At 68.6% G+C, this 4,078-nt stretch carries 5 protein-coding genes; 2 read left to right on the top strand and 3 right to left on the bottom strand.

The genetic code is table 11. The features are described from left to right. Positions 1-403: DUF1707 SHOCT-like domain-containing protein (locus ACTMTI_RS56570; protein ID WP_441129352.1), on the bottom strand; the 403-nt coding region annotated here is incomplete at its 3' end. Between the two features lie 189 nt (positions 404-592). Between ACTMTI_RS56570 and ACTMTI_RS56565 the strand changes: the two genes are divergently transcribed. After that, positions 593-1,513, top strand: coding sequence for an anti-sigma factor RsbA family regulatory protein (locus ACTMTI_RS56565; protein ID WP_441129351.1), 921 nt, complete (start codon positions 593-595; stop codon positions 1,511-1,513). A 314-nt stretch (positions 1,514-1,827) separates the two neighbouring features. On the opposite strand, the gene ACTMTI_RS56560 is transcribed toward ACTMTI_RS56565, so the two are convergent. Continuing rightward, on the bottom strand, positions 1,828-2,802 hold the full coding sequence (locus tag ACTMTI_RS56560) for an aldo/keto reductase (RefSeq protein WP_441129350.1): 975 nt from the start codon (positions 2,800-2,802) through the stop codon (positions 1,828-1,830). Continuing rightward, positions 2,799-3,149 carry a MerR family transcriptional regulator gene (locus tag ACTMTI_RS56555; RefSeq protein WP_441129349.1) on the bottom strand — a complete coding sequence of 117 codons (351 nt, stop codon included), beginning with the start codon at positions 3,147-3,149 and terminating at the stop codon, positions 2,799-2,801. Before ACTMTI_RS56555 ends, ACTMTI_RS56560 begins: the two co-directional genes overlap by 4 nt. Positions 3,150-3,364: 215 nt before the next feature. Between ACTMTI_RS56555 and ACTMTI_RS56550 the strand changes: the two genes are divergently transcribed. Further along, a complete protein-coding gene (locus ACTMTI_RS56550) occupies positions 3,365-3,997 on the top strand; it encodes a DUF998 domain-containing protein (RefSeq protein ID WP_441129348.1) in 633 nt (210 codons plus the stop codon). Positions 3,998-4,078: the final 81 nt, after the last annotated feature.

Raw genomic sequence — 4,078 nt, 5'->3', positions numbered from 1 at the left:
GTGCGAGCCGACGAGGAGCCGGGTGCCGCAATGTACGACGCCAGGGCTCCACAGCTGCGTCCACCGCGTAGCGCAGGGCGGTGATGATCCCCGACTCGAAAGGGCGCTGCAGGCTCATCCCGGCGGGTGCGGGGCGGCTGCTGTGACGGTTCGGCGTCAGGTCCGCGCCAGGCGAGCCGTTCTGGACCGACGACCCCACGTGGTGGACCGGCTGCGGATCATTGACCTGCGGCTCGACCGGCAAATCGGCGATCAGACCCAGCAGGTCGCCGGAGGTGTTCGCGGTCAGGGTGAGCGCGAGCCGGTCTCCGAGCTCGAGATGGGTGAAGCGGCCCTCAATGAAAGCGTGCTGCGACTGGCGCGCCGTACGCTCCCGGTCCTCGTCGGAGACCCGTTTGCGCAATTCGGCATGTCCTGAGCATAGGTTCGCCGCGCTCAGAACGGGAGGCGCCGGCCGGAAGGGGTGCGAAGATCGAGGGCGGGTAGCTGGGGTGCGGGACGGGGGCGACGGATGACCTGGACTCTCTTCACAACATATTAGGTACCCACCGGATTGCCTTGAAGACATCGTCCTTGGGTAGCGTGGAAGCTGATGTTGGCAGAGCCGTTCGTGCATCCGGCGCTCTTCTATCGGAGCGATCGGGAGTACGTGGCTGCCACCACGGCATTCGTGCGCGAGGGCCTGGCCGCGGGCGAACCGGTCGCCGTCGCCGTGCCGGCCCCGCATCTCGCCCTGATCGAGGCCGAGCTGGGCCCGGACGCCAAGGCGGTGCGCCTGCTCGACATGGGCGTGGCCGGGCGCAACCCGGGGCGGATCATCCCCGCCGTGCTGCGCCACTTCGCCGACCGATATCCCGACGATCATGTGCGGATCATCGGCGAGCCGATCTGGCCGGGCCGCACCGCGACCGAATATCCGGCCGCCGCGCAGCACGAGGCGCTGATCAACCTGTCGTTCGCGGGCCGGCACGTGACGATCCTGTGCCCGTACGACGCCACCAACCTGGACCCCGAGATCCTCCGTGAGGCCGCGCGCACCCATCCCGTCCTACGCGACGTCACGGGAGAGTGGCACAGCGGCGACTACGCGCCCGAGCTGGTGGTCGACGGGCACAACCGGCCGCTTGAAGAGCCTGCGACGTTCGTCTCCCTGCGTTTCGACCGGACCAACCTGGCGGCGGCGCGCGCGCTGGCCGCACGGGAGGCCGCCGCGATGGGCTTCGACGGCGACCGGCTCGACGACATCCGGCTGGCCGTGGCCGAGCTCGGCGCCAACAGCCTCGACCACGGCGGCGGCTCGGGCACGATCCGGGTCTGGGTCGCGGAGGGCCGACTGGTGTGCGAGGTCAGCGACACGGGACACATCACCGACCCGCTGGTGGGCCGCAGGCCGATCGATGCGCGCCAGTCGGGCTCGCGCGGCCTGCTCATCGTCAACCTCCTGAGCGATCTCGTACGCGTGCACACCCGGATCGGCGAGACCACCATCCGCGCCTACTTCGACCTGCCCTAAGACCCATCCCTTATGGGGATGGTCCGGTTCGTGATCACGTCTGTCCGGAGTGGTCCCCGGCCGCTGGAAACGGTCGTGGTCTCATCCGGGGTCGGCGTGTCACCCATGCCGGAACTTCGCCGAGCAGAGGCCGTCCCTGTCCTTCCACACCCTGATCGCCGCCTGTGGCACGTCCATCCCGACAAGCCGGGGCCGGGCCACCCCTGGGGGGCTCGCCTACCCCGATCGGGTCCTGCTCCGCACCTAACTCACCTTCCTCCAGTTGGGCTCACTGTTCGGCGTCTTAGAGCACACTGATCTTTCTGTTAGGACTCTTAGCGCTCGACCTCCGACATGTTCGGGTAACGGGGGCCGCGCACCGCGTCCGCGGGCACGGCCACCACCAGCGTGTCGAGCTGCTCAGCGGTGAGCGTGATGGCCGCCGCGGCCGCGTTCTCCTCCAGATACTTCAGCCGCTTGGTGCCCGGGATCGGCACGACGTCCTCGCCCTGGGCGAGCAGCCAGGCCAGCGAGAGCTGCGCCGCGGTGACCCCGGCCGCCTGGGCGATCCTCTGCACCTCGGCCACGAGCCTGGCGTTGTGCTCGGCGTTCTCGCCCGCCATCCGTGGCATGTGGCGGCGGAAGTCGTCCTCGGGGAGCCCCTCCGGGCGCGGCAGCGTGCCGGTCAGCAGGCCGCGGCTGATCGGCGAGTACGCCACCAGTGCCGTGCCCACCTCCCTGGCCGCAGGCAGTATCTCCGCCTCGATACCCCTGGTGAACAGGGAGTATTCGCTCTGCAATGCGGCGATCGGGTGAACGGAGGCCGCCTTGCGCAGCGTCTCGGCGCTCACCTCCGACAATCCCAGATGGCGCACCTTGCCCTGCTGGACGAGCTCGGCCATGGCGCCGACCGACTCCTCGATCGGCACGTCGGGGTTGCGGCGGTGCATGTAGTACAGGTCGATGTGGTCCACGCCCAGCCGCCGGAGCGAGGCGTCGCAGGCGGCTCTGATGTAGCCGGGGCTGTTCTCGACCGTGCGGGTGCCGCCCTCACGCTTGATGCCGAACTTGGTGGCCAGCACGACCTCGTCCCGGCGGTCCTTGATGGCCCGGCCGACGAGATCCTCGTTGGCTCCCATGCCGTACATGTCGGCCGTGTCCAGGAAGTCGATGCCCAGGTCGAGGGCGCGGTGGATGACCGCTATGGACTCCTTCTCATCCCCCTTGCCATAGAACTCGGACATGCCCATGCAGCCGAGGCCGAGAGCGGAGACCTGAGGGCCGCCGGTACCGAGAATGCGCTTCTTCATGCCAGCTCCCTGTAAGAGTCGATCTTGTAGTCCAGCACCTTCAGGTCCTGGGTGAGCTCGGCGATCCTGGCCCTGACGCGCTCGCGGTGTAGCTCCAGCATCAGCCTGCGCTCCTCCGCGGTGTGCTCGCCCCTGCGGCGCAGCTCGGCGTACCTGCACATGTCGGCGATCGGCATGCCGGTCGTGCGCAGCTTGGTGAGGAACTCCAGCCACCGGAGGTCCTCTTCCGCGTAGTCGCGATGCCCGCTGCCGTTGCGGCCCACGGAGTGGATGAGCCCAATACGCTCGTAATAACGCAGCGTGTGGGCGGTCAAGCCGGAGCGCTGCGCGGCCTCCTGGATCGTCATGCTTCCAGGGTCCGCCTTAGAGTGCGCTCTAAGTCAAATCGGAGGTGCGGCCCTCCGTACCGACCCTGAGAGGGCAGGCCCTACCCAGGGTTACTTCCGCACAGGTCAGCGAGGGCTGGCCGGGGTTCCCGTACCTAAGTATTAGGGGATGCTTCAGGGCCGTTTCGGGATGAACTCCGATGGTCCGGAAGGCCGCGTTACACGAGCTTTGAGGCATGAAGGCATTGCTCGTCAGTGGATTCGCGGCCATCGGCACCGGGACCTGCGCCATGCTCACCCTCCACGCGGAGGCCGGCCTCGACCCGTTGCACAGCGTGATCAGCGTGTACGCCTTTCAGGCTTCCGGCTGGCTCCTGCCCGCCTCGCTGACGTTGTTCGCCGCCGGCTCGTCGTTGATCGCGGAGGCGCTGCGCCGCGCGGGCGCGAGCCGCTGGGTCGTGGGGCTGCTGCTGGCGTGGGGCGTCAGCATGTTCCTGATCGGCGCCTTCCCCACCGACCGGCCCGGCCTGCCGCTGTCCCTGTCGGGAGGCATCCACAGGTACGCCGCCTTCGCCGCCTTCCTGGTGATGCCCATGGCGGGACTGCTGCTGGCCAGGGCCAGGATCCGGTACGCCAGAGCGGTGCGGATCCTCAGCGGGCTGGCGATCGGGGCGCTGGTGCTGGTCGTGATCCCGTACGTGGTGCGGATGTTCGGCATCCCGCTCACGAACGACGACATCCCGGCCGGGCTGACCCAGCGGCTCGTGGTGGTGACCGAGCTCGGGGTGCTGGCTCTGGCGGGGCTGTCGATGCTCCGGCCGGCGGCCCGGCGGTCCCTCGTGACGAGCTCCGTCGTCCGCCAGGCGTGAAACGGGCCGTTCCGGAAAGAGGACTTCCGGGGTGGCTGAAATGACGATTCTGATCGCGTATGACGGGTCCGACGACGCCAA

Source organism: Nonomuraea sp. H19, assembly GCF_052068215.1.
In the GTDB taxonomy this organism is placed as follows: Bacteria; Actinomycetota; Actinomycetes; order Streptosporangiales; family Streptosporangiaceae; genus Nonomuraea.
This window is presented reverse-complemented; position numbering and strand designations above follow the sequence as displayed.

Bases quoted from the DNA above. Each gene is read 5' to 3' on its own strand.
- ACTMTI_RS56565 (WP_441129351.1), top strand. From the start codon at position 593: ATGTTGGCAGAGCCGTTCGTGCATCCGGCGCTCTTCTATCGGAGCGAT.
- ACTMTI_RS56560 (WP_441129350.1), bottom strand. From the start codon at position 2,802: ATGAAGAAGCGCATTCTCGGTACCGGCGGCCCTCAGGTCTCCGCTCTC.
- ACTMTI_RS56555 (WP_441129349.1), bottom strand. From the start codon at position 3,149: ATGACGATCCAGGAGGCCGCGCAGCGCTCCGGCTTGACCGCCCACACG.
- ACTMTI_RS56550 (WP_441129348.1), top strand. From the start codon at position 3,365: ATGAAGGCATTGCTCGTCAGTGGATTCGCGGCCATCGGCACCGGGACC.